At 72.1% G+C, this 23346-nt stretch carries 21 protein-coding genes; 10 read left to right on the top strand and 11 right to left on the bottom strand.

The window, feature by feature from the left end:
* Positions 1–153 precede the first annotated feature (153 nt).
* Positions 154–567: a GFA family protein gene (locus JNK30_RS06190; protein WP_293481174.1), complete on the bottom strand. Its 414-nt coding sequence runs from the start codon at positions 565–567 to the stop codon at positions 154–156.
* Positions 568–642: 75 nt separating this feature from the next.
* On the opposite strand from JNK30_RS06190, the gene JNK30_RS06185 reads away from it, so the two are divergent.
* The 3 genes from JNK30_RS06185 to JNK30_RS06175 all read left to right on the top strand — a co-directional run bounded on the left by JNK30_RS06185 (position 643) and on the right by JNK30_RS06175 (position 3529).
* Positions 643–1440: an inositol monophosphatase family protein gene (locus tag JNK30_RS06185; RefSeq protein WP_293481173.1), complete on the top strand. Its 798-nt coding sequence runs from the start codon at positions 643–645 to the stop codon at positions 1438–1440.
* Positions 1441–1697: 257 nt separating this feature from the next.
* A complete protein-coding gene (locus JNK30_RS06180) occupies positions 1698–2741 on the top strand; it encodes a glycerophosphodiester phosphodiesterase (RefSeq protein ID WP_293481171.1) in 1044 nt (347 codons plus the stop codon).
* A gap of 113 nt (positions 2742–2854) precedes the next feature.
* On the top strand, positions 2855–3529 hold the full coding sequence (locus JNK30_RS06175; protein ID WP_293481169.1) for a PEPxxWA-CTERM sorting domain-containing protein: 675 nt from the start codon (positions 2855–2857) through the stop codon (positions 3527–3529).
* On the opposite strand, the gene JNK30_RS06170 is transcribed toward JNK30_RS06175, so the two are convergent.
* Complete coding sequence (locus tag JNK30_RS06170; protein ID WP_293481167.1) at positions 3511–5355, bottom strand: ABC transporter transmembrane domain-containing protein; 1845 nt, start codon at positions 5353–5355, stop codon at positions 3511–3513. The genes JNK30_RS06175 and JNK30_RS06170 overlap by 19 nt on opposite strands.
* Before the next feature lie 146 nt (positions 5356–5501).
* Between JNK30_RS06170 and rpmE the strand changes: the two genes are divergently transcribed.
* On the top strand, positions 5502–5726 hold the full coding sequence (gene rpmE, locus JNK30_RS06165) for a 50S ribosomal protein L31 (protein ID WP_293457540.1): 225 nt from the start codon (positions 5502–5504) through the stop codon (positions 5724–5726).
* Between the two features lie 136 nt (positions 5727–5862).
* Here the strand turns inward: rpmE and JNK30_RS06160 are convergent, their stop codons facing one another.
* Both JNK30_RS06160 and JNK30_RS06155 read right to left on the bottom strand, forming a co-directional pair.
* A complete protein-coding gene (locus JNK30_RS06160) occupies positions 5863–6372 on the bottom strand; it encodes a DUF1465 family protein (protein WP_293481165.1) in 510 nt (169 codons plus the stop codon).
* 54 nt (positions 6373–6426) lie between these two features.
* Positions 6427–6630 (bottom strand): DUF1192 domain-containing protein, encoded by a 204-nt coding sequence (locus JNK30_RS06155; protein WP_293481163.1) that lies wholly within the window; start codon positions 6628–6630, stop codon positions 6427–6429.
* Positions 6631–6714: 84 nt separating this feature from the next.
* On the opposite strand from JNK30_RS06155, the gene JNK30_RS06150 reads away from it, so the two are divergent.
* Entirely contained in the window at positions 6715–7707 is a 993-nt protein-coding gene (locus JNK30_RS06150; RefSeq protein WP_293481161.1) for an NAD(P)H-quinone oxidoreductase, read from the top strand.
* A gap of 145 nt (positions 7708–7852) precedes the next feature.
* Positions 7853–9301 carry an MFS transporter gene (locus tag JNK30_RS06145; RefSeq protein ID WP_293481159.1) on the top strand — a complete coding sequence of 483 codons (1449 nt, stop codon included), beginning with the start codon at positions 7853–7855 and terminating at the stop codon, positions 9299–9301.
* Positions 9302–9565: 264 nt separating this feature from the next.
* Here JNK30_RS06145 and JNK30_RS06140 read toward each other — a convergent pair whose 3' ends face one another.
* Positions 9566–10795, bottom strand: a complete 1230-nt coding sequence (locus JNK30_RS06140; protein WP_293481157.1) for a TetR/AcrR family transcriptional regulator — start codon at positions 10793–10795, stop codon at positions 9566–9568.
* Between the two features lie 84 nt (positions 10796–10879).
* Positions 10880–12274: a short-chain fatty acyl-CoA regulator family protein gene (locus tag JNK30_RS06135; protein WP_293481155.1), complete on the bottom strand. Its 1395-nt coding sequence runs from the start codon at positions 12272–12274 to the stop codon at positions 10880–10882.
* 148 nt (positions 12275–12422) lie between these two features.
* Between JNK30_RS06135 and JNK30_RS06130 the strand changes: the two genes are divergently transcribed.
* Both JNK30_RS06130 and JNK30_RS06125 read left to right on the top strand, forming a co-directional pair.
* Positions 12423–14015 (top strand): isocitrate lyase, encoded by a 1593-nt coding sequence (locus JNK30_RS06130; RefSeq protein WP_293481153.1) that lies wholly within the window; start codon positions 12423–12425, stop codon positions 14013–14015.
* Between the two features lie 115 nt (positions 14016–14130).
* On the top strand, positions 14131–16254 hold the full coding sequence (locus JNK30_RS06125) for a malate synthase G (protein ID WP_293481151.1): 2124 nt from the start codon (positions 14131–14133) through the stop codon (positions 16252–16254).
* Positions 16255–16330: 76 nt separating this feature from the next.
* On the opposite strand, the gene JNK30_RS06120 is transcribed toward JNK30_RS06125, so the two are convergent.
* Together JNK30_RS06120 and folE2 are read right to left on the bottom strand one after the other, a co-directional pair.
* The gene (locus tag JNK30_RS06120) at positions 16331–17095 is read right to left on the bottom strand and encodes a DUF2189 domain-containing protein (RefSeq protein WP_293481149.1); all 765 of its coding nucleotides are present in this window, start codon (positions 17093–17095) and stop codon (positions 16331–16333) included.
* A 101-nt stretch (positions 17096–17196) separates the two neighbouring features.
* Positions 17197–18054: a GTP cyclohydrolase FolE2 gene (folE2, locus tag JNK30_RS06115; protein WP_293481148.1), complete on the bottom strand. Its 858-nt coding sequence runs from the start codon at positions 18052–18054 to the stop codon at positions 17197–17199.
* Positions 18055–18068: 14 nt separating this feature from the next.
* Between folE2 and JNK30_RS06110 the strand changes: the two genes are divergently transcribed.
* The gene (locus JNK30_RS06110) at positions 18069–18998 is read left to right on the top strand and encodes a MerR family transcriptional regulator (RefSeq protein ID WP_293481146.1); all 930 of its coding nucleotides are present in this window, start codon (positions 18069–18071) and stop codon (positions 18996–18998) included.
* Between the two features lie 14 nt (positions 18999–19012).
* Positions 19013–19651, top strand: a complete 639-nt coding sequence (locus tag JNK30_RS06105) for a heme-binding protein (RefSeq protein WP_293481144.1) — start codon at positions 19013–19015, stop codon at positions 19649–19651.
* 4 nt (positions 19652–19655) lie between these two features.
* On the opposite strand, the gene JNK30_RS06100 is transcribed toward JNK30_RS06105, so the two are convergent.
* From JNK30_RS06100 to JNK30_RS06090, 3 genes are read right to left on the bottom strand one after another with little or no spacing between them, the layout of a single operon-like run.
* Positions 19656–20009 carry a YdbL family protein gene (locus JNK30_RS06100; protein ID WP_293481142.1) on the bottom strand — a complete coding sequence of 118 codons (354 nt, stop codon included), beginning with the start codon at positions 20007–20009 and terminating at the stop codon, positions 19656–19658.
* A gap of 17 nt (positions 20010–20026) precedes the next feature.
* Entirely contained in the window at positions 20027–20197 is a 171-nt protein-coding gene (locus JNK30_RS06095) for a YnbE family lipoprotein (RefSeq protein WP_293481141.1), read from the bottom strand.
* A gap of 59 nt (positions 20198–20256) precedes the next feature.
* A complete protein-coding gene (locus JNK30_RS06090) occupies positions 20257–23244 on the bottom strand; it encodes a YdbH domain-containing protein (RefSeq protein WP_293481140.1) in 2988 nt (995 codons plus the stop codon).
* Between the last annotated feature and the right edge of the window lie 102 nt (positions 23245–23346).

The raw sequence follows: 23346 nt of genomic DNA, 5'->3' as shown, positions 1-23346 counted from the left end.
GCCCGCCCGGTCCTCCCCTGCAAGGGGAGGGGAACCATGCGCCAGCATGGTGGAGGGGTGGTGAGCGCCGAGCTTGGCCCCCCTCCACCGCCTTCGGCGGTCCCCCCCTGCGGGGGAGGACCGTTGCGGAGCCTCGCGCATGAGACGGGGTGGCTATTCCGGCGGGCCGTCCTCGTAGACCGGCACGCCTTTGGGCGAGGTGACGAACGGGTGGCCGGTGGCGGCGTGGGTCATGCGGTGCGGCCCCGGCAGGGTCGGGTCGGCGAAGCAGCCGCCGGCGACGCCCAGGATGTCCTCGCCCCAGCCGTCGTCGTCGGGCGCGTACCAGACCGAGGTCCCGCAGCGGGCGCACTGGCGGAAGCGGGTCGTCGCGTCGTCGAGCCGGAACGTCCTCTCTTCGCCGCTCCGCGCCACCATCTGGCTCGGCCGGAAGTAGGCCGTCACGCCGAAGAAGCTGCCGGTCCGGCGCTGGCAGCGCGTGCAGCAGCAGCTGGAGACCAGCAGCGGATCGCCCTCCAGCGTGACGGCGTAGTCGCCGCAGAAACACCGCGCCGTCCGGGTGGTCATCGTCCGCTCCTTGCCTTCCACGGCCCCGGCGACTAGGTATCGCGCCCTCTATCCGCCGCCGAGATCTTTCACACCGTGAGCACCCAGTCCGCCCTCCTGAAGGTGATGAGCGACGCTGCGCGCAAGGCCGCGCGCGGCCTGAACCGCGACTTCGGCGAGCTGGGCGAGCTGCAGGTGGCCAAGAAGGCGCCGGCGGACTTCGTCTCGGCCGCCGACCTCAAGGCCGAACAGGTGCTCTTCGAGGCGCTCACCAAGGCGCGGCCGGGCTACGGCTTCTGGGGCGAGGAACGCGGCCTCGTCGAGGGCACCGACAAGACCCACCGCTGGATCGTCGATCCGCTCGACGGGACGACGAACTTCCTGCACGCGATCCCGCACTTCGCCATCAACATCGCCCTCGAGCGCGACGGCGCGGGCATCGTGGCCGCGGTGACCTACAACCCGATCACCCACGAGATGTTCTGGGCCGAGAAGGGCAAGGGCTGTTTCGTCAACGAGCACCGGCTGCGCGTGGCGGCCCGTTCGCGCCTGGACGAAGCGGTGCTGGCCACCGGCATCCCGTTCCTGGCCCACGGCCAGCACGCGAGGTTCCTGAAGGAACTGCACCAGATCAGCCAGCGGGTCGCGGGCGTCCGCCGCTTCGGCTCGGCGGCGCTGGACCTGGCCTGGGTCGCGGCGGGCCGCTTCGACGGCTACTGGGAGCGCGACCTGAAGCCGTGGGACCTCGCGGCCGGCATGCTGCTGGTCGCCGAGGCGGGCGGCAAGGTCACCGACGCCGAGGGCGGTGACGCGGTCCTGACGCAGGGCTCCATCGTCGCAGGCAACCTCGACATCCACCCGCTGCTGCTGAACCGCCTCACGGCCGCGAAGTAGGTCCGACGGACCGCGCGGCGCGATAGCCGACCCCCGGCGCCTTGAGTTCAGGCTGATGCCCCTCCCCCGTAGGGGGAGGGGAACCGCCGAAGGCGGTGGAGGGGGGGGCGCCTGCGGCGGTCGCGACCCCTCCACCATGCTGCGCATGGTCCCTCTCCCCTTGCAGGGGAGGACTGAACTGCGGCCTTCGCCCGTCGCGTTGGCGGCGCGAAACTCCTGTCGCCCGCGGGTCGTGAAACGGGGCTAAGCTCCGCCGCATGATCACCCGCCGCACGCTCGCCGCCACCGGCCTCGCCGCCGCCACGACGCCCGCCTTCGCCCAGGCGAAAGGGAAGCGCCCGCTCGTCATAGCCCACCGCGGCGCCAGCGGCGAGCGGCCCGAGCACACGCTGATGGCCTACACCCTGGCCGTCGACGAGGGCGCCGACTTCATCGAACCCGACCTCGTCTGCACCCGGGACGGCCACCTGGTGGTGCGGCACGAGAACGAGATTTCGGGAACCACGGACGTGGCGGGCCGGCCGGAATTCGCGGGCCGGAAGACCACCAAGACCATCGACGGGGAGGCGGTCACCGGCTGGTTCACCGAGGACTTCACCCTCGCCGAGCTGAAGACCCTGCGCTGCCGCGAGCGCCTGCCGCAGCTGCGGCCGGGCAGCGCGAAGTTCGACGGGCTGTACACGATCCCGACCTTCCAGGAGGTGGTGGACCTCGCGAAGGCCGAGGGCCGCCGCGTGGGCCGCGTCATCGGGACCTATCCCGAGATGAAGCACCCGGCCTATTTCGCGAGCCTCGGCCTGCCGCTGGAGGCGCGGCTCGTGGCCGCGCTCCGCAGGAACGGGCTGAACAGCCCGGCGGCGCCGGTCTTCGTGCAGTGCTTCGAGGTCGAGCCGCTGAAGGCCTTCCGGGCGTCCGGCGGGCGCGCCCGTCGGGTCATGCTGGTGGCGCAGGGCGCCGCGCCGGTCGACGTGAAGTCCGCCGCCGGCGTCAGGGCCATCGCCGCCTTCGCCGAGGGCCTGGGACCGGAATGGCCGCTGGTCGTCCCGATCGTCGATGGCCGCCTCGGGGCGCCGACGGCGCTGGTGGCGGACGCGCATGCGGCGGGCCTGCAGGTCCACCCCTGGACGGTGCGGGCCGAGAACGCCTTCCTGCCGCCCGCCCTGCGCCAGGGCCGCGACCCGGCCGGCCACGGCGACGCCGAGGCGCTGTTCAAGGCCCTCTACGCCGCGGGCGTCGACGGGGTGTTCTCGGACTTCCCGCTGCTCGCCGCCCTGGCTCGCGGCGAGGCCGCACAGGCCTGACCGCCCGCCGCTGTCTGTCGGAACGCCGTTCTACGACACCCCCAATCGGGGGGCCCGGCCCGCCGCGCGCCGTGCTTCGTTGGTCCCTGACCCTGCAACGGACCCGAGGGACCATGCCGTCTCCGAGACTGACACTCATCGCCGCGGCGCTGGCCGCGGGCCTCTCCAGCGCCGCCCAGGCGGCCATCGTCGACCTGCGCTTCGAGGATTCCGCCGCGCTGCCCGGCTTCCAGTTCTTCGGGCCCAACGTCTACCTGCCCGGCCAGATCGACTTCTTCGACGCGGCCGACAACCGGGACTATGCCTTCCACTTCACCTACGACACGGCGGCGTCCGGCCCCAACTACGGGCTCACGCTGGTGTCGGGGCGGCTGGGCGGCGTCACGGACTTCTCCGCCTTCACCGCGCGGATGACCTTCAATCCCTCCCAGCAGATCACGGTGTCCCTGAACCGGGTGCAGACCGCGGGCTCGTCCACCTACACGACGGCGGCGATCTTCATCCTCAGGGACGACGACGGGACAATCGGGGCCGCGCTGCCCACCTCGCTGAACTACGCGAACCTCGACCTGGCCACGGCGGCGTTCGAGACGCGCCGGTCCGGCGGGGTCGGGCTCGGCTATCGCAACGTGCTCTACGGGAGCGTGGACGGGTCGTTCAGCGTCCCGCCGGTCGTCGAGGTCGGGCCCGCCGTGCCGGAGCCGGCGACCTGGGCGATGATGATCCTGGGCTTCGGGGCGTCGGGCGCGGCGCTGCGCCGCCGGCGCGGCTACGCCGCCTCGAACTGAAGCGCCGCCAGCCGGGCATAGAGGCCGTTCTTCGCCACGAGGGCGTTGTGCGTCCCTTCCTCGACGACGCGGCCCTCGTCCATGACGACGATGCGGTCGGCCTTGAGCACGGTGGCCAGGCGGTGGGCGATCACCAGGGTGGTGTGGCCCTTCATGGCCTCGTCCAGCGCGCGCTGGACCAGGTGTTCGTTCTCCGCGTCGAGGGCGCTCGTCGCCTCGTCGAGCAGCAGGACCGGCGCCTCGCGCACCAGGGCGCGGGCGATGGCGAGGCGCTGGCGCTGACCGCCTGAGAGCGCGCGGGCCCGGTCGCCAACCTGGGTGTCGAGCCCTTCCGGCAGGGCCTGGAGGAAGCCCTCGGCCTGGGCCGCGCGGATGGCGGCCTGGACGTCGGCGTCGCCGGCCCCCTCGCGCCCGAAGCGGACGTTCTCGGCGGCCGAGCCCGAGAAGAGCGGGCTGTCCTGCGCCACCAGGGCCATCCGGGCGCGGACCTCGCGCGGGTCGGCGTCGCGCAGATCGACCCCATCCAGCAGCACGCGCCCCGCCTGGGGGTCGTAGAAGCGCAGCAGCAGGCGCAGCACGGTGCTCTTGCCCGAGCCGGACGGGCCCACCAGCGCCACCCGTTCGCCGGGCGCCACGCGCAGGCTGAACCCGCTGAGCGCGGGCAGGTCCGGGCGGGCGGGGTAGGCGAAGGTGATGTCCTCGAAGGCGATCTCGCCGCGCGGCGGCTGCGGCAGGGCCACGGGGCGCGCGGGCGGGGCCACGCCGGGCCGGGCGTCGAGCAGCTCGCCGATGCGGTCCATGGCGCCGGCGGCCTTCTGCACCTCGCCCCAGGTCTCGCCCAGGGCGCCGACCGAGCTGGCCGCCATCACCGCCAGGAACGCGAACTGGAAGAGGGCGCCCCAGCTGATCTCGCCGCGCAGGCCCGCATGCACGCCGAGCCAGAAGACGCCCACGACCCCGCCGAACACCAGCACGATCACCGCGGCGGTCATCATGGCCCGGGTGGTGATGCGCCGCATCTGGGCGTTGAAGGCGTTCTCGACCGCGGCGCCGAACCGGTCGGCCGCCGCCCGCTCGCGCCCGAAGGCCTGCACGGTCTCGAGCGCGTCCAGGCTCTCGCCGGCCGAGCCCACGGCGTCGGCGAACCGGTCCTGGGCGTCGGTGGTCAGGCGGCGGACGCGGCGGCCGAAGATGAACAGCGGCGCGATCACGAACGGGAAGGTGAGCAGCACCAGCCCCGTCAGGTGCGGACTGACGAACACCAGCCAGACGAGCGCTCCCACCAGGATGAGGAAGTTGCGCAGCGCCACCGAGACCGAGGTGGCGAGCAGGTTCTCGATGATCGCCACGTCCGTGGTGAGCCGCGACAGCACCTCGCCCGTGCGCGTGCCCAGGAAGAACGAGGGGTCCAGGGTCAGGATGTGGCGGTACACGGCCTTGCGCAGGTCGGCCACGACGCGCTCGCCCGTGCTGGTGACGAAGTAGAAGCGCATCGCGGTGGCGACGGCGAGCGTGGCGGCCACCGCGCCCACCAGCAGGAACCGCTGGTCCACGGTGCGGGCGTCCAGGCCGCTCGCGGTGAGGTGGTCGACCACCTGCCGGACGGCCCACGAGATGGCCAGGGTCGCGCTGGACGACAGCAGCAGGAAGAACAGCGCCGCCCCCGCCCGGCCCCAGTGCGCGGCCAGGAACGGCGCGAGCCGCCGCAGCGCGCGGACGTTGCGGCTCCGGCCGCGCTTGGCGGCGGATTCGGCGAGACTCTGGGCCAGCGCCTGGCCGGCGCTGGGCCTTCCTTCGACGGAAGGCTGCGGCCCCGGCTCACTCATCCCCCAAGCACTCCAAGCGGCGCACCTTGCTTTTCGCCCCGCGCTTCTCTATACGCGCGGCTTCGTTTTTCCCTGCCCTCGCGGCGGCCGTGTCATTCCCGGTCATCAAGCGTGGGCGCGGTCCCAATACGTCAGGCGCCCGTTCGATGAAACAAGACATCCATCCCGACTATCACTTCATCACCGTGGTGATGACGGACGGCACCACCTACAAGACGCGTTCCACCTACGGGAAGGAAGGCGACACGCTGAACCTGGACATCGACCCGAAGACGCATCCGGCGTGGACGGGCGGCGGCCACCAGCTGCTCGACCGCGGCGGCCGCGTGTCGCGCTTCAACGCGAAGTTCGGCGCCTTCACGCGCAAGTGAGCCGGCGCTCGCCGGGCTCATCCCGGCGAAGGCCGGGATCCACGAACACGGACGCCGCGAGGGGACTGCCCTTCGCGGCGTTTTTGCTGTCGCGCGGATGCGCTGGGGGTGTCCGCGGCCCGGAAGACCGGGGGGTCTAGCCGCCGAAGGCGCTCTTCAGGCGGTCGAGGTGGCTGAGGACCGGGTTCGACGGCTCTCCGCCGGCGCTCTCCAGGTACATCCGGCGGTCCAGGTGGCGCACCCTTTCGTAGAGGCGCTCGGCGCGGTCGGTCAGGGCGGTCAGCCCCCGCGGCAGCTCGTCGCGGGCGGCCGCGTCGTCCTCGCGGGCCGCGACGTCGGCGTTGAGACGGTAGCGGTCCTCGCACGCCGCGGCCGGCGCCATGTCGCCCTCGCGGACGGCGCGCTGGACCAGGAGCCAGGACGCGACCTGCATGAGCCGCGTGGTGAGCCGCATGCTCTCGGCGGCGTAGGCGAGCGCGGCGTTGCGCGACAGGAGCTTGGATTCCTGCCGGCCCTCGCCGTCGAGGTAGGCCGCGGTCTCCTCGACCAGCTCCATGCCCTCCTGGAACGTGCGCTCGAACAGCTCGGATCGGGCGAAGTCCTGGATGACGTCGTCGCGCCAGTCGGGGCTCTGGGTATCCTGCATCCGGGGGTCTCTACAGCAGGTTTGGTTTCCACGCCCTGAACGCGGGCGGGCGCGTCAGGCGCGGGGCGAGAACAGCGCGTCGGCCGCGGCGCGGCCGGACCGCTTGCGGTCGATCTGCGCCTGCACCCGGGCCGCCTCGGCCTGGAGGATCTCGAGCCGCTCCTCGAGCTCGGACACGCCGTAGAGCTCGAGGTCCTCGCGACAGGCCTCGGAGAGGCGCTGGCCCCGGCCGATCCGGACTTCCGCAGGTTCTTCCACGCCGAACCCTCCTTTGCGTCCCCCGATCAGGCGGCTATCTGACCTTCCTGCGCCGATTTGCGCAAGTTCCGGGGACCAAGCCGCATGACCAGCCCCCTCGAGGCCGAGACCATGACCGCCATCGCCGTGGAGGGCGGCAAGGGCCCCGCCTCGGCGCTGAAGCCCGTCCGCCTGCCCCTTCCGGAGCCGAAGGCGGGCGAGATCCTGATCCAGGTGAAGGCCGCGGGCGTCAACCGCCCGGACCTCATCCAGCGCATGGGGATGTACCCGCCCCCGCCCGGCGCGCCCGAGACCATGGGGCTCGAGGTGGCCGGGGTGGTGGGCAGGCCTGCGGGCCGCTGGAAGGCCGGCGACCGGGTCTGCGCGCTCCTGGGCGGCGGCGGCTACGCCGAGTACGCGGTGGTCGACGCGCGCCACGCCCTGCCGATCCCGGGCCCGCTGTCGTTCGAGGAGGCGGCCGGCCTGCCCGAGACCGTCTTCACCGTCTACGCCAACGTGTTCGAGCACGGCGCCCTGAAGGCCGGCGAGACCCTGCTGCTGCACGGCGCCACCTCGGGGATCGGCGTCACGGCCATCCAGATGGCCAAGGCGGCGGGCGCCAAGGTGATCGCGACCGGCCGGGGCGCCGACAAGGCCGCCGCGGCTCTGGCGCTGGGCGCCGACGTGGCCGTGGACGTCACCCGCCAGGACTTCGCCGAGGTCGCCAAGGCCGAGGGCGGCGTCGACGTCGTCCTGGACATGGTCGGCGGCGACTACTTCCCGAAGAACCTCGACGCCCTGAAGACCGGCGGGCGGATCGTCTTCATCGCCAGCCTGGGCGGCGGCGAGATCACCGTGCCCGTGTTTCGGATCATGCAGAAGCGCGCGGTGATCACGGGCTCGACGCTGCGGCCCCGCGACGCCGACGAGAAGGCGCGGCTCGCCGCCGAGGTGGAGCGCGTTGTCTGGCCCTGGATCGCCGCCGGCAAGCTGAAGACGCAGGTGGACAAGGTCTTCCCGCTCGAGGAGGCGGGCGCGGCCCAGGCGCACCTGGAAGCGGGCGGCCACGTGGGCAAGGTGATCCTGAAGACCGGCTGAGCCGCGGCGCCCGACGGCGCTCCCGGCTTTGTGTCCATACCGAAAAATCGAAAACGATTGACCTGGCGGGAGCCTCCCGTCACGGTCGCGGCGTCGGCACGGGGCGCCTCCAGAACGCTGCGGCCGGCGCGATCGGGAGGACTAGATGACGGCAGCGGCCGGCCCGGCGCCACGCCTGGGCTATGGGACCAAGGTGCTCTACGCCGTGGGCGGCACGGCGACCAACCTGAAGCTGCGCGCCCTCTCCACCTTCCTGGTGCTGTTCTACAACCAGGTGGTGGGGCTGCCGCCGCAGATGGTGGGCACGATCCTGATGATCGCCATCGTCATCGACGCGGTCGTCGACCCGATCGTGGGCCAGGTCTCGGACAACTTCCGCTCGCGCTGGGGCCGGCGGCATCCGTTCATGCTGGCGGCCGCGCTGCCCTACGCGCTGGCCTTCTTCCTGCTCTGGAACCCGCCGCAGGGGTGGAGCGACGCGGCGCTGGGGATCTACCTCGCGGCCTGCGTGATCTCGGTGCGCTTCTTCGACTCGTTCTTCGAACTGCCGCACCAGGCGCTCGCGCCCGAACTGGCGCGGGGCTACGACGAGCGGACCAACCTGATGGCCCTGCGCCACTTCTTCATGGTGGCGGGCGGCCTGGGCATGACGGTCCTCGCCTACCAGGTCTTCCTCAAGGAGCGGCCCGACGGCACCGGCGGCGTGCTCGCCCGGGACGGCTACTTCGCCTACTCGCTCACCGGCGCCCTGATCATCTTCGCCACGGTGCTGATCTCCACGCTGGGCACCGCGCACCGCATCCCGCACCTCGCCACCGCGCCGGTCCGCAAGATCACGGTGAAGGGCATGGCGCTGGAGATGTTCCACACGCTCAACAACCGCGCCTTCCTGTCGGCCGCCTTCGCCATGATGCTGATCGCCATCGCGGTCGGCGCCCGCAACGGCCTGGAGATCTACTTCGGCCTCTACTTCTGGGGCCTGCGCCAGTCGCAGCTCGCGACGCTGGCCACCATGAGCGTGATGGGCGGCTTCCTGGGCGTGCTGCTCGCACCCGCCGTGGGTCGCTGGTTCGGCAAGAAGTACGGCGTCATCCTGGTCTTCGCGATCGCGGTCTGCGTGCACATCACGCCCGTGTCGCTGCGCCTGCTGGGCCTGGCGCCCGCCAACGGCACGCCCGAGCTGCTGTGGCTGCTCTACGGCGAGGAGATCATCAACGCCACGTTCGCCTCGGCCACCGGGATCCTGCTGGCGGCCATCGTGGCCGACGTGGTCGAGGACGCCGAAGTGAAGACCGGACGCCGCTCGGAGGGCCTCCTGCTCTCGGCCAATGCGCTGTTCCGGAAGATGATCTCGGGGATGGGCGTGTTCATCGCCACCGGCGTGCTGGCCTTCGTGGGCTTCCCCGAGAAGGCCGAGCGCGGTCAGGTGCCGGAAGAGGCGCTGTACGGCCTGGGCCTGGCCTACATCCCGATCATCGTGGGCCTGTACGGGTCGGCCATCCTGCTGCTCTTCGCCTACAACATCACGCGGCAGAAGCACGAGGCGAACCTCGCCAAGCTCGCCGAACGGGCCGCCGGATCCGGCGCGGGCTAGGGTCCGTAACCAGGACCCGGTCATCCATCTCGCACGTGGATCTGGGTCCGGCATTCGCCGGGACGTCGGAAGCTGTTGAAATCGCGGCGCGGCGCGGCGGGAGCGAAGGGCGGTAGAGCCGCAGTGGCCTAACCGCAGGGATCGCGGAGGAGGCGCGGAGGGCGCGGAGACCTCTGCGCTCTCTGCGTTCGTCTCTGCGTCCTCCGCGGTTCAATCGAGCGCCTGCGGCGCCCGAAGCCCCCGACGGCGTCCGCAGGCTCCCGGCTAGTGCTTGAAGACGCCCATGAGGAGCGGCTTGGCGAACACCGCCGCCGCCGACTTCGGACGGACGTCAGGCACGAGATAGCCCAGCTCGGCGCAGGCGTTGAGGGTCGCGTTCAGCATCTGCGAGGCGATGAAGGGGTCCACGGGACGCAGCGAGCCTTCGGCAATGCCGTCCGAGATCATGGAGGCGAAGCGGTCCGAGACCCGGTTGGCGTGCTCGACCATCACGCCGCGGATCTGTTCGGGGAGCGCCGTGAGCGCGTTGGTGCGCAGGAGCGGGCCGTGCTCCGACAGCTGGAACTCGGCCAGGGCGGCGGCGCAGGCCGACAGCTTGTCCCACTGGTCGCCGGGCAGCTCCATGGCCAGCCGCTGGGCGCGGGTCATCACCTCGAAGCTGCGCTCGAAGCAGGTGACCACGAGATCGTCCTTGGCCTCGTTATGGTGGTAGAAGCTGCCCTTGGTGACGTTGAGCTCGGCCGAGATCTTGTCGACCGACGCCCCGCGATAGCCGCGACGGTTGATCAGCCGCGTGGCCGCCAGCAGGAACACCTCGCGCCCGGGTCCGCCCTCGCCGTCGGCCAGCCGTTCCATGTCGATGGGCGCCGGCGTCCAGGCCGCGTCGTCCCGGGCGACGCCGTGCAGGAAGACGTCGACCATCCGGTCGCGGACCCTCGGATAGTCCTCGATGTCGTAACGGGCGAGCCAGGCGCCGCCCCAGAACACCTGCTCGAGGATCACCCGCGTGCGCGCGGTGCGGCGGCCGCGGGACATCCAGGCGAGATCGGGGTGGTCGAAGATCTGGCGCGCCTTGCGGAACAGCCGGCCGTAGGCGGTGGCCACCTCCTCGCGGCGCGGGGAGGTCAGGGCGCGCAGTTCCGAGATGATCGGCAGCGGCGGCGCCGTTCCCGCGGCCGTGGCCTTCAGGGCGTCGAGGTAGCCGGACAGGAAGTCCTGCAGCCGCGCCTCGGGCGTGGGCGCGCGCACGGCGGCGTCGGCGATGTCGTGAAGCCGCTCGATCCCGCGCGTGATGCAGGCGGCCGCCAGGTCGTCCTTGCGCTTGAAATAGTAGGTGACGCTGGTGGTGGAGAGGTCGACCGCGGCGGCGGTGTCGCCCAGGGTCAGCCCCTTGATGCCCTTGCGGTTCAGGATCCGCGTGGCCGCGTCCAGGATGGCCTCGCGCTTGCGTTCGAACCGGTCCGTGGACTTCGCCGCGGCGCTGCGCTGGGCCATGTGACGCTGGTATCCCTTATGCCCGTCCGTTGTCCCTGAAATCCGAGGGGGAGCCAAGGGGGGCGCCCTAGGGGAAAGCGGGCGTCAGCTGTCCGAGAAACCGAAGGGCGCGCCGGTGCGGCGGATGTCGTCCGGCAGGATCGGCCGGCCGATCGGCGGCGCGGAGCGGGCGGTGCATTCGGTCCGGTGGCAGAGGCGGCAGGTGACGCCGATGGGGGTCGCCTCGGTCGGCTGGCCGGCGTCGACATAGACCAGCCGGTGGGCGTGCTCGGCGGCGCAGCCAAGGGCGATGGCGCGCTCCACCCTGGGCTTGCCCCAGCCGCCCCCGCCGGCGGTGACGGTGCGCGCGATGGAGAAGAACCGCTGGCCGTCGGGCAGCTCCAGCCACTGGGTGACGATCTGCCGGGGCGTGCGGAAGGCCTGGTGCACGTTCCACAGCGGGCAACCGCCCCCGTGACGCGCGAAGGGGAAGCCCGCGCCGTCCAGGCGCTTGGAGACGTTGCCGGCCTCGTCCACCCGGATGAAGAAGAACGGCACCCGCGCGTCGCCCGGCTTCTGCAGGGTGGTGAGCCGGTGCGCCGTCTGCTCGAAGCTGGCGCCGAACTGGCGCCCCAGCGCCTCCACGTCGTAGCGCCGCTGTTCGGCGGCGCGGGCGAAGGCGGTGTAGGGCATCAGCACGGCGGCGGCGGCGTAGCTGGCCAGCGCGCGCCGGGTGAGCCGCTCGCCGCTCTCGGTGGCGAAAGCGCCCTCGGCGAGCACGGCGTCCACCTCGCCGCCCAGTTCCAGGTAGGCGAGCTGCAGGGCGAGCTGGAAGGTCTGGCTGGCGTTGTCCAGGTCGTCCGACAGCAGGACCTCGCGCCGGTGGTGGTCGAGCCGGCGCATCGACCCGACCATGACGGTCGGCGGCAGCCGGCGCACCCGCAGGCCGTGCCTGGCGCGCAGGTAGGCGGGCAGGCCCTCGGCGGCGCCCACCGCCTGGGCCAGGCGCTCGGCGGCGTCGTCGAGGGTGGGGAAGCTGTTGCGCCGGGCGGCGAGGAAGCGGCGGGATTCGGCGACGGGATCGGCGGTGTCCTCCCCCGGCTCGGCGCCGTGCCGGTCGGCCAGGGCGAGCTGCTCTTCCTGGTAGGTGGTGTAGAGCCGCAGGAGCGCCTCGGCGACGCCGGGGAAGTTGGCGGTAAGATCGGCCACCTCCAGCGCGGGCAGGTCGATGTCGGCGAACATCGGGTCCTTGAGCACCGCCTGCAGCCGCAGCGACTCCTCGCCCGACCCCGCGCCCGCCAGCGCCGACATGTCCAGCTTGTAGGTCTGCGCCAGGCGCAGCAGCAGCTCGGCCGAGAGCGGCCGGTGATTGCGCTCCAGCAGGGCGACGTACGAGGGCGAGATGTCGAGGTCGGCGGCCATGTCGGCCTGCGTCAGGCCGCGATCGCGGCGCAGGCGCCGCAGGCTGGGCCCGACGTAGAGGCGGCGGTCGGCGGGCATTAACTAAGGTCCTGAGATGTAAGCTATTACAACATTACAGAGCAGGTCTGTAAAGTTTTACACCTAGACCGCGCCGGCCATGGCGCGCGGCGCGCGTCTTGCACTAGGCCGTGCGGGAAATCTCCTTCGAGCCAAGGATGCACACGCGATGGCCTACCAGGACCACATCATCGAGATGAGCCAGCTCATCAAGGGCAAGGGCGGCAGCTGGGACGGGATCGACGCCGAAGCCGTCGCCCGCATGCGCTTGCAGAACCGCTTCAAGACCGGCCTGGAGATCGCCAAGTACACCGCCGGGATCATGCGCGAGGACATGGCGGCCTATGACGCCAACCCCGCCAACTACACCCAGTCGCTGGGCTGCTGGCACGGCTTCGTGGCGCAGCAGAAGATGATCGCGGTGAAGCGCCACTTCGGCACCACCAAGCGCCGCTATATCTACCTGTCGGGCTGGATGATCGCCGCCCTTCGCTCGGAATTCGGCCCGCTGCCGGACCAGTCGATGCACGAGAAGACCAGCGTCCCGGCGCTGATCGAGGAGATCTACACCTTCCTGAAGCAGGCCGACGCGCGTGAGCTGGGCGGCCTGTTCCGCGACCTCGACGACGCCCGCAAGGCCGGCGACCAGGCCAAGGCGCAGAAGATCCAGGACAAGATCGACAACTTCGAAACCCACGTGGTTCCGATCATCGCCGACATCGACGCCGGCTTCGGCAACGCCGAGGCGACCTACCTCCTGGCCAAGAAGATGATCGAGGCCGGCGCCTGCGCCATCCAGATCGAGAACCAGGTCTCGGACGAGAAGCAGTGCGGCCACCAGGACGGCAAGGTCACCGTCCCGCACGAGGACTTCATCCAGAAGCTCCGCGCCGTCCGCTACGCCTTCCTCGAGCTGGGCGTCGACAACGGCGTGATCGTCGCGCGCACCGACTCCCTGGGCGCGGGCCTGACCAAGCAGATCGCCTTCTCCAAGGAACCGGGCGACCTGGGCGACCAGTACAACGCCTTCCTCGACTGCGAGGAGATCGACGCGAGCCAGGTCGGCAACGGCGACGTGGTCATCACCCGCAACGGCAAGCTGCTGCGTCCGAAGCGCCTGCCCTCCAACCTGTTCCAGTTCCGCGCCGGCACGGGCGAGGACCGCTGCGTCCTCGACTGCATCACCTCGCTGCAGAACGGCGCCGACCTGCTGTGGATCGAGACCGAGAAGCCGCACGTCGAGCAGATCGCCGGCATGGTCGACCGCATCCGCGAGGTCGTTCCGAACGCCAAGCTCGCCTACAACAACAGCCCGTCCTTCAACTGGACGCTGAAGTTCCGCGAGCAGGTCTTCGAGACCTGGGAGAAGGAAGGCAAGGACGTGGCGGCCTACGACAAGGCCAAGCTGATGAGCGCCGAGTACGACGCCACCCCGCTGGGCGTGGAAGCCGACCGGCTGATCAAGAGCTTCCAGGCCGACGGCGCGAAGCGGGCGGGGATCTTCCACCACCTGATCACCCTGCCGACCTACCACACCGCCGCGCTGTCCACCGACAACCTGGCCAAGGCCTACTTCGGCGAGGAAGGCATGCTGGGCTACGTCCTGGGCGTCCAGCGCCAGGAGATCCGCGTGGGCCTGCCTTGCGTGAAGCACCAGAACATGTCGGGGTCGGACATCGGCGACGACCACAAGGAATACTTCGCCGGCGAAGCGGCCCTGAAGGCCGGCGGCGTCCACAACACGATGAACCAGTTCGCCTGACGGCTATCGGGTTTCTGCGTGTTCGCACGGCCCGAGGCGCGTCGCCTCGGGCCGCTCTTTTTTCTGACGGACCGCCCCCCTTGCGCCCGGGGCGGATCGGGGGCTTCGGTACGGCATGGACATCACGGCAAATCTCTCGGTCGACGACCAGCTCGCGGCCTTCGTCGAAGGCGAACTCCTGCCCGGGACGGGCGTCGAGCCCGCCGCCTTCTGGGCCGCCCTGGAGGACATCCTGGCGGACTTCACGCCCAGGAACGCCGCGCTGCTGGCGGTGCGGGACGAACTGCAGGCGAGGATCGACGCCTGGTGGCGCGACCGGAAGGCCAAGCCCTACGACGTGGCCGAGGCGACCGCCTTCCTGCGCGAGATCGGCTACCTGCGCGACGAGCCGGCCGACTTCACCATCGGCACCGGGAACGTCGACCCCGAGATCGCCCGGCTGGCCGGGCCGCAGCTCGTGGTGCCGGTGTCGAACGGCCGCTACGCCCTGAACGCCGCCAACGCCCGCTGGGGCAGCCTCTACGACGCGCTCTACGGCACCGACGCCCTGGAGCCCCCCACGGGCGGGAAGGGCTATGACCCGGTGCGCGGCGGCAAGGTCATCGCCTATGCGCGCGCCCTGCTCGATCGCGTCGCCCCGCTCGCGTCGGGCAGCCACGCCGACGTCGCCGGCTACGCCGTCGTGGGCGACGCCCTGGTCCCGGCGCTGGCCGATCCGTCGCAGCTCGCCGGCTGGCGCGGCGACGCGGCCAACCCGAGCGCGGTGCTGCTGAAGCACAACGGCCTGCACCTCGAGATCCAGATCGACCGCAGCCACAACATCGGCAAGGACGACCCGGCCGGCGTGGCCGACGTGCTGGTGGAGGCGGCGTTGACCGCCATCCAGGACTGCGAGGACTCGGTCGCCGCCGTGGACGCCGAGGACAAGGTGGGCGTCTACCGCAACTGGCTCGGCCTCATGAAGGGCGACCTGGCGGCCACCTTCGAGAAGGGCGGGCGCAGCGAGACCCGCCGGCTCGAGGAGGACCGCCGCTACCAGGCGCCCGGCGGGGGCAAGATCACGCTGCCCGGCCGCTCGCTGATGCTGGTCCGCAACGTCGGCCACCACATGACGACCGACATGGTCCGCTTCCAGGGCCGGGAGGCCTACGAGACCGCGGTGGACGCTCTGGTGACCGCCGCCGCGGCCCTGCACGACCTGAAGGGCGCGCGGCGCAACAGCCCGCAGGGCTCGATGTACGTCGTGAAGCCCAAGATGCACGGGCCCGACGAAGTGGCGCTGGCCGTCCGGCTGTTCGACCGGGTCGAGGACGCCCTGGGCATGGCCCGCAACACCATGAAGATGGGGATCATGGACGAGGAGCGGCGCACCAGCGCCAACCTCAAGGCCTGCATCGCGGCGGCGAAGGACCGGGTAGTGTTCATCAACACCGGCTTCCTCGACCGCACCGGCGACGAGATCCACACCGCCATGGAAGCGGGCCCGGTGATGCGCAAGGACGCCATCAAGGCCGAGCCCTGGCTGGCCGCCTACGAGAAGCGCAACGTCGAGATCGGGCTGGCCGCCGGCTTCCCCGGCCGGGCGCAGATCGGCAAGGGCATGTGGGCCGCGCCCGACATGATGAAGGGCATGCTGGAGGCCAAGGTGGGCCACCCTAAGGCGGGCGCGAACACCGCCTGGGTGCCCTCGCCCACGGCCGCGGTGCTGCACGCGCTGCACTACCACGAGGTGGACGTGCCGGGCCTGCAGGCCGAGATGGCGAAGGCGGCCACGAAGACCGGAACCGATGCGCTGCTCACGCCGCCGCTGGCGAACTCCAACTGGAGCCCGGCCGACGTTCAGCAGGAGCTGGACAACAACGCCCAGGGCATCCTGGGCTACGTGGTCCGCTGGATCGACCAGGGCGTGGGCTGCTCGAAGGTGCCCGACATCCACGACGTGGGCCTGATGGAGGACCGCGCCACGCTGCGCATCTCCAGCCAGCACATCGCCAACTGGCTGCACCACGGCGTCTGCACCGAGGCGCAGGTGCGCGAGACCTTCGCGCGGATGGCCAAGGTGGTGGACGCCCAGAACGCCGGCGACCCGCTCTACACGCCCATGACCGGCAACGAGGGCGGCTCGGCCTACCAGGCGGCGCTGGACCTGGTGTTCAAGGGCCGCGAGCAGCCGAACGGCTACACCGAGCACATCCTCACGGCCCGCCGCCGCGAGCGGAAGGCGCAGCTGCGCGGGTAGGGCTGTCGTCAGAAGGCCGGGCGGGCGTGCGGGGCGGTGGATCCGCCCCGTCCGACCGCGGAGATGGCGGAGGCGCCTACGGCGCGACGACCAGTTCGCGATAGGCGCGCCAGCTGGCCAGGCCCAGCCACGGGAAGACGATGATCAGCGCCGCGAAGCCGGTGGCGGCGCTGCCGATCGTCAGCACCGCGATGATCGCCGCCCAGATCAGCATGGGAATGAAGTTGTCGTGCACGGCCCGGACGCTGGTGGCCGTGGCCTCGAAGAAGCCGCGCCGCGGATCGAGGAGCATGGGCGCGGAGACGACGAACAGGCAGAAGGTGAAGAACGCCATCGCGCCGCCGACGATCGAGCCGGTGACCAGCATCCGGTGTCCCTCTGCGCTGGTCGCGGCGAAGCGGACGAAGGAGTCCACCGTCCGGTGGATCTGGTAGGTCGACAGCCCGTAGACGATCTGCGCGGCCTGCACCCAGATCCCGAAGATCACGAACAGCACCAGCCCGAGGTAGGCCACGTCCTGGCGCAGCGTGCCGGGGGGCAGGAAGGTGCTCGCCAGGGTGAACGGCTCGCGCGCCTCGAGCCGTCGACCGGTCTCGTAGTTGCCCATGGCCAGCACCGGGGCCACGAAGACGAAGCCGAAGGTCAGCGCCAGGGCCCAGAACGCCAGATTGGAGCCGATCAGCGCCGCGGCGATCCCGGCGCAGACGCCTGCCGTCACCAGGCCGAAGGGCAGGGACACCCGCCACGACGCCCAGAGCGCGCGCCAGCCCCAGCCGAGCCACTTCAGCGGCGCGGTCGGCCCGATCCGCTGCACGCCCGGCAACCGCGATGTGGCCGCCATGCCTGTCCTCCCGCCGCGCCGTCGTTGCGGCGCCGCACGGCGAAGCTGACGCGGCCCGCAGCGGCCCGGCCTTGCGATCGGTCAATGCGGCGCGGGCGGAATCAGGCTGCGGCGCCCGCGCCCTCCAGCCAGGCGTAGGCGGAATGGTTGTGGATCGACTCGAAGTTCTCGGACGAGACCTCGTAGCGCGCGATCCGCGGATCGTCGGCCAGTCGCGCCGCCACGTCGCGCACCAGGTCCTCCACGAACTTGGGGTTCTCGTAGGCGCGTTCGGTGACGAACTTCTCGTCGGCCCGCTTCAGCAGGCCCCACAGCTCGCACGACGCCGCGTCCTCGGCGATCCGGATCAGGTCGTCGGGCATCATCCGCACGCCCTGCGCCAGCGCCGCGGTGATGGTGATGTGGCTCCGCTGGTTGTGGGCCCCGTAGCGCGAGATCGTCTTCGAGCAGGGGCAGAGGCTGGTCACAGGCGCCGTCACGGAGAGGCTGACGGTGGTGCGGCCGCCGGCGCATTCGGCCCCGAGCGTGACGCGGTAGTCCATGAGGCTGGGAATCCCCGAGACCGGCGCCTGCTTGGTGAGGAAGATCGGCGCGGCGAAGGAGAGGAAGCCGCCGTCGGCCTCCAGGAGGTCCAGCATGTCGGCCATCAGGCCGGGCAGGTCGCCGCTGTCGAGGGGCCGGCGCATCTCCTGGAGCAGGGCCACGAAGCGCGACATGTGCGTGCCCTTCTGGTCGGCCGGCAGCGCGACGTACATCTCGACCTCGGCGACGGTGGGGCAGGGGCCCTGGCCGGTGAGCAGGGTGACCGGGTGGGTGACGCCGCGCACGCCGACCCGCTGGATGGGCTGGCCGCGCCGGTCCGCGCTGGCCTGGACGTCGGGGAGTTCGGTGGGCGTGAAGGCGTTCATGGCGGGTCCTGCGGCCGGGTTGTCCTGGACAATGGCGCCGAACTGAGGCATTTGTCCAGGACAAGATGAATGTGTCGCCAAAATCCGAGCCCGCGGGCCTGATCCCTATCGGGGAAGCCGAGCGCCGCAGCGGCGTCGCGAAGGAGACCCTGCGCGTGTGGGAGCGGCGCTACGGCTTCCCTTCGCCGGTGCGCGACGCTGCGGGCGACCGCCTCTACACCGCCGAAGACGTGGAAAAGCTCAGGCTGATGAAGACCCTGATCGACCACGGGGATCGGCCCGCCCGCCTCGCGCCGCTGAGCCGGGAAGACCTGGTCGCCCGGCTGCTGACGCCCTCGCCCGCCAACGACGGCGAGGCCGGAGCCTGGGTGGAGGATGCGCTGGACCGTCTGCGGCGGCATGACGTGGACGGGCTGCGCGAGCTGATGCAGTCGGCGATCTACGCCCAGGGCCTCGCGAGATTTGTCCAGGACAATGTGGCGACCCTGACCCGCGCCGTGGGCGAGGCCTGGATCGGCGGGCGGCTGCAGGTCTACGAGGAGCACCTGTTCACCGAGCAGCTGGTGCGGATCCTCCGCGGGGCGCTGGACGGCCTGCCGCGGCCGGCGGCCGCCCGGCCGCGCGTCCTGCTCACCACGCTCCCCGGCGAGCCCCATGCGCTGGGGCTGCTGATGGCCGAGTGCCTGCTGGCCCTGGGCGGGGCCCGGTGCCTCTCGCTGGGCGCGGAGACGCCGCCCGCCGAGGTGGTCGCGGCCGCCCGCGCCCACGGGGCCGACGTCGTCGCGGTCTCGTTCTCGGCCATGGTTCCCGCCGAGGCCGCGCGGCGCGCCGCCGCCGACCTGCGCGCCGCGCTGCCCCCGGAGACCGAGCTTTGGGCCGGAGGCGCCAGCGCGGCCCACGTCGGGCCCGCGCCCGGCGTGCGGACGCTGCCCAACCTTCCCGACATCCCCGAAGCCCTCGACCACTGGCGGTCGGTGGCGGCCGGGCCACGCTGAACCGGAGACGACGCATGCTGCAGATCGCACTGGGGGTCGCCGCCGCCGCGGCCCTGCTCGTCTACGCGCCGGGCGCCTCGCGCGCCTCGGTCGAACAGCCTCGCTACGAGGTGCTCGAGCGGGACGGACGGGTCGAGCTGCGCGCCTACCCCTCGCTGATCGCCGCCGAGACCGTGGTGCAGGGTGACGAATCCACCGCCCGCAACCGCGGCTTCCGCCGGATCGCCGACTACATCTTCGGCGCCAATCAGAGCCGCGCCTCCGTGGCCATGACGGCCCCCGTCGCCCAGGCGCCCGCGTCCGGCGCCTCGGAGAAGATCGCCATGACGGCGCCGGTTGCCCAGGAGCCCGCGGAGGGCGGCTGGCGCGTGCAGTTCTTCATGCCGGCGGCCTACGACATGGACACCCTGCCGCGGCCGAACAGCGCCGACGTGGTCCTGCGCCGCATCCCGGCCGAACGCTATGCGGTGATCCGGTTCAGCGGCCTGGCCGGCCGCGCGCGTCTCGCGCAGCGGGAAGCCGAGCTGAGAGCCGCCATCGCAGCCCGGGGCTGGGAGGCGAAGGGCCCCGCGGTCTACTGGTTCTACGATCCGCCGTGGACCCCGCCGCCGATGCGCCGCAACGAGGTGGCGCTCCTCGTCGCGGCGTCGTGACAGGCTACTTGCGCACCCAGCCGCCGCCCTCGGGCTTGTAGTACTCGCCGGGCTTCAGGCGGGCCTGCACCACGGCCTTGTAGGCCGCCGCGCCTGCCGCCTCGACCGGGACGCCGTTCTTCGCGGCCGCCTCGCGGTACAGAGCGGCGCGGCCCTGGTTGATCTCCTCGACCGCGGCGCGCAGCGCCGGATCGCTGGAGGGCTTCACGAAGCCCAGGAAGCCGTCGGCCTGCTCGCCGACGACGCCGGCGGCCTTGGCCGAGTCGACGGCCGTCTTGGCGTCGATCGCGACGGCGGCGGCGGGCGCCACGGCCAGGGCGGCCAGGATGGCGGCGGCGATGGAAAGGTCGTGTCTCATGTCTCTGATCCTCTCCCTCAGAAGAGGTTGGGGTTCTTCTGGATGAGGGCCTTGACGTCCTCGTCCAGCTGCAGCCGGACGTTCGCGTCCAGCTTGGCGTAGATGGTGATCGGCGCGACCTCGACCCTCACGGTCGGGGCGCACGCGGCGAGGCTCGCGATGGCGAGCGCGGCCAGAACGAGCCTCATGGAACGGTCCTCATCATGTCTCCTTGTTGACGCGTCGTGGGTGAACCCAAGCTGAACCGTCATCGGTCGCCGCCCTGCGGCTGGCGCGCCTTCTGATACTCCGCCCAGTCGTCCAGCAGGTCGTCGAGGTTGAGCGTCGTGTCCAGCGTCAGGTTCACCTTGGTGCCGGAGGGCAGCGGCAGCTTGCGGCCCAGGAACCGCCTCTGGATCAGGTCCATCAGGGTGAGCCGGATGGCCTGCTTCGTGGGCGGATCGTGGCGGCCCACGATGTGGAAGAGGACGCCCAGGCGGCCGTCCTCGCGGCTGGCGATCGTGGCTTCGAGGGTCTCGAACGCCAGGTTCTCCATGGCCTGGTAGGCGAAGTCGGTGAAGGTGGCGTTGGGGTCGACCACCGGCGCGGCGGCCGGCGCGGCCACCGCGGTGTCGGCCTGCACGCCGGTGAGCGCGGTCCGGTCGATGGAGATGCGGCCCGGCTGGACCGCGCGCAGCTCGCCGCCGGTGATGCGCACGCGGTTGCCCGAGCGCTCGAACGGCACGCGGCCGCTGACCTTGGCGTCCAGCTCGACCTTGTCGCCGAAGGGCGAGGCCTCGACGAGGTCGTGCAGCTGCACGCCGTCGAAGAACAGCACGCCGCGGGTCGGCGCGCCGGGCGTGAGCGGGATCTCCAGGGTCTCGACGCGCACGCGGCCGCCGCCCACCAGCGCCTCGCCGCCGGCGATGGTGATGAGGTCGTCCCGCAGCGCGAACTTCGCGCGCAGGGCGGTGACGGGCACGATGGCCTCGATCGCCTCGATGCTGAGCTCCTGCCCCGGCGCGGCGCGGAGCGGGGCAAGGCTCTCGAACGCCAGCTCGCCCATCAGGCCCTTCACCGGCCCGGCCGGACTGGTGAAGTCGAGGCGGGGCACGGACAGGGCCCCCGTGCTCGTCGCGCCCTCGGGCGCCCAGTCGAAGCGACCCTGGAACCGGGCCGAACCGGTGGCGGGAGATCCGACGGCGGCCGCGAGCGGGGACAGGTCGACCGGCTGGAGCCCGCCCTCGGCGAACTGCAGGAGCGGCGTCTCGACCACCGCCACGCCCAGGGCGAGGCGGCTGTCGTGGGTGACGCGCGCGATCGCGATCGCGCCGCCGTCCGGGCGCCGGACGTCGAGGTCGGCCGTCCAGATGAAGTCGGCCAGCGACACCGGGCCGCTGAAGGTGACGGGGTTGAACCGCGTCTCGGGCGCGGTGTCGGCGAGGGCCGCCGAGACGACCTGCGCCCGCACGCCCATCGCCCCGCCCCGCCCGTCGACGCGCACCCGCGCGACGCCGCGGCTCACGCGGGCCTGCAGGAAGGGGACGGCGGCGCTCACCGCTTCCGCGCGGCCCGCCAGCGACCAGCGACCGTCCCGCATCGTCAGCATCGGCCCGCCCGCCGGGCAGAGGCGGCCCGACACGGATTCGACGTCGTTGGCGCCGAGTTCCAGCCGCCGGCCGCCGAACGCCACGCACCGGGCGGCCGTGAAGGTGATCGCCGCGCCGGTCTGGACGCGGCCGGCCGCCTGCAGCGTTCCGCCGACCAGCGAGGCGAAGGCGATCTCGCGCGCCTGGAGCGCCACGTCGGCGCCGCCGTTGCGGAGGTTCGAGACGGTCGCCTCGGCCTGGGGCAGTCCGCCGCCGCGGCTGGCGATGCGGATCACGCCTCCGTCCGGGGCCGTGACCTGGACCTCGCCGCCGCCGTCGGGCCGGATCCGCAGCGGGGTGGCGAGCGCGAGACGCAGCGGGGGGGCCGACGCGCCCCCGCCAGACCGGGCGTCCAGTTCGGCGCGCAGGCCCGAGGTCGAGAGCGTGAAGCCGCGTGCGGCGCGCTTGAGCGCCGCCACCTGGGCGGTGTCGCCGGCGGCGATCGGACCCAGCCCGTCCCAGCGTCCGCGGCCCTCCAGTCCCGCGCGCATCGACGCCTGCAGGCCGGCCGAGGCCGCGTCGAACGAGAGCGCGCCGTCGAGGGCGAGCCGTGGAAGCGACAGCTCCGCAGCGCGCACGTCGGCCGCGCGGGCGGCCAGGCGGCCTGTACCGGTGACCCGGTCGCCGCCGCGCCGCAGCCAGCGCAGGTCGTCGCTGACCAGCCGCGCCCGTACGGCCCCGGCGCGCGCCGTCCCGGCCTCCGCCCCCGCGGCGGCGAGCTCGACCACGCCGCGGCCCTCCAGGGCCAGGGTGTCGATCCAGCCCCGGCTGCGGCCGTCGAAGGCCGCGGTCAGGACGGGGGCCCGCACCGTCTGGCCCCCGCCGGCGAGACGGTCGGCCGTGAGGTTGGCCCGCAGGGTCACCGCGCCTTCGCCCGATCGCTTGACGAGGTCGGGATAGGGCCCACGGATCGACACGGTCAGGCGGCCGCCGGTGAGCGTCCGGTCGGCGAAGGCCGCGCGCGCGATCGGCAGGCTGAGGCTGGCGTCCGTCCGGCTGGCCGTCGTGGAGGCCCGCAACACGCCGGCCCCGGTCTCCAGCGCAAAGCCGCCGCCGGCCAGCCGCGCGGGAGCCGCCGTGGCGGCGAGGCTGCGGAGCCGGCCGTCCTCGACCAGGGCGTCGGCGGCGAGCCGCAGCTGGCCGTAGTCCGTGGCCAGCACCACCAGGCCGTCGTCGATCGAAATCCTCGGCTGGGCGGCGTTCGGGCGGGGCGGGCGGCGCAGGACCTCCTGCACCAGCCGGTCCAGGCTGCCGACGCTGAGCCGTCCATCCTTGAGCCGCGCGCGCAGCACCGGCTTGCGCATGGCGACCGAAACGACCTCGACGCCCGTGAGGCGGGGCCGGTAGCGCACCTCGACCCGCTCCGCGGCGAAGTCGGGGCTGCGGGGATCGCCCAGCGCCAGGCGCGCGGTGAACGTGGTCGGGCCGATGGCCTCGACCTCGGCGTCGGCCGCCACGCCCTTCGACCGCAGCCAGTCGGTGAGGGCGTCCCGCGCCAGGGTCCTGCGGTTCAGCCACGCTAGCGCCGCCACCACCACCAGCACGACGCCCGCCACCGCCAGGACGAGGCGCAGCGGTCGGGTCTTGGCGGGCTTGGCGTCAGGCAAGGAGGAGGGCTCGGCGATGAAGCGTCACCCTAGATAGCGCAGAATGCGGCGGATCGATGCGCCGGCGCGGAATTGGTGGAGAGGGCGAGAGCAGGCTCGAAG

It is taken from the genome of Phenylobacterium sp. (assembly GCF_016793225.1).
In the GTDB taxonomy this organism is placed as follows: Bacteria; Pseudomonadota; Alphaproteobacteria; order Caulobacterales; family Caulobacteraceae; genus Phenylobacterium.
Note: the sequence above shows the minus strand (reverse complement) of the source record. Positions and strands in the feature narration are given on the sequence as shown.